1 protein-coding gene is annotated in these 1,461 nt (G+C 73.9%); it reads right to left on the bottom strand.

Going from position 1 to position 1,461, the window contains the following annotated elements; genetic code table 11:
- On the bottom strand, window positions 1-1,461 hold a 1,461-nt coding region (locus tag ACYVE9_RS26600; protein ID WP_461030449.1), incomplete at both ends, for a sialidase family protein.

Below are 1,461 nucleotides of genomic sequence, written 5' to 3'. Positions count from 1 at the left end.
CGCGGGTCCTCACCGCGGACCGCGGGTCGCCGTACTGGATGCCGCGGCCGTTGGTGCCCAGGTAGACGCGGCCGTGCACCCGCGGGTCGCCGGTGATCGTCTCGCCGATCCAACCCCACTGGTGGGCGTCGTCGTTGATGCGGATCCAGGTGCGGCCCTCGTCGTCGGACCGGTAGACCCCGATGACGTCGTCCACCGTGCCGGTCTGGAACAGCGCCGGGTAGCGGCAGCCGGCCGCCGCCTTGCCGAAGCCCAGCGCGAACGAGGCGCGGCAGCTCGTGACCTCGTGGAAGGTCCGGCCGCCGTCGGTCGACCGCCGCAGGCCGCTCTCCTTCGCCGACAACCACAGGTCGCCCGTGCGGCCGGGCGCGGCGGCGATGCGGAACTGCACGTCCCCGGACGGCAGTCCGGTGGCGCCCGGGGTGAACGTCACGCCGCCGTCCGCCGAGTGGCGGACCTCGCCCGCGTCGGTGTCGTAGGCGTAGAACCGCTCGGCGGACCGCGGGTCCGCCACCGGCACCGCGCCCTTGGGGAACGACGGAACCTCCCTCCAGCTGGCGCCGTTGTCGACGGACCGGAAGGCGGGGTGCTTCGTGCCGTCCCAGTGCACGAAGGACCACAGCAGAGTGCGGCCGTCGGCACTCACCGCGATCGGTCCGGGAGCGCTCGACGCGATCGCCGGCTGCGACGCGAACGGCTGCCAGGTCCGGCCGCCGTCCTGCGAGTACGCGCCGTTGCCGTGGTCGCCCCAGCCCGTCCGGACCACGTAGGAGGGCCGGCGGGCGGCCTGGGCGAGTCCGGTCGCGGTGCCGAAGACGGGGCTGTCGGCCATGCCCCGGGACGGGGACGCGGTGAGCGACTCGTGGTACATCACGCCGATGTCCGCCAGGCCGCTGATCAGGTGCGCCTCACCTTCCGGCGGCGAGACCAACTGCCGTACCGCGGACTCCTCCAGGCCGCGGATCTGCGGCTGCCAGTGCACGAGGTCGCGGGTGCCGTAGATCGTCGCACCGGTGCCGAAGACGATGTGCTCGGAGTGGAACGGGTCGATCGCGACGGTCTGGATCCACCAGCCGAACTTGGGCTGCGCCTCGCCCCAGCGCAAGTAGGGCGTCTCGGACACGTCGAGCACGGCACTGTCCTTGAGCGACGTCCAGCTCCCGCCGCCGTCGGTGGAGCGGTAGAGGGTGTCCACCGGGCCCCAGCGGTTGTTGGTGGAGACCACGACCGTGCCGGGACGTCGGGCGTCCACCGCGACGCCCCCGTACCCGAAGGCGTCCCCGCCGCCCGGCCGCACGGGCGTGACGTCGGTCCACCGGCCGGTGGCCGTGTCCAGCCGGTGCACCGAGCCGTCGCTCTGGCCGTTGGGGCCGGGCGCGTTCGCGTAGCTCACGTAGAGCGCACGGGTGCCGGCGTCGTAGGCGGCGCGGATCGGGATCCGGGCGGCGGTGCCGGCCGGAC

Source organism: Streptomyces sparsus, from assembly GCF_054776295.1.
The sequence above is the reverse complement of the archived record's forward strand: the minus strand, read 5'-3'. Positions and strand labels throughout refer to the sequence as shown.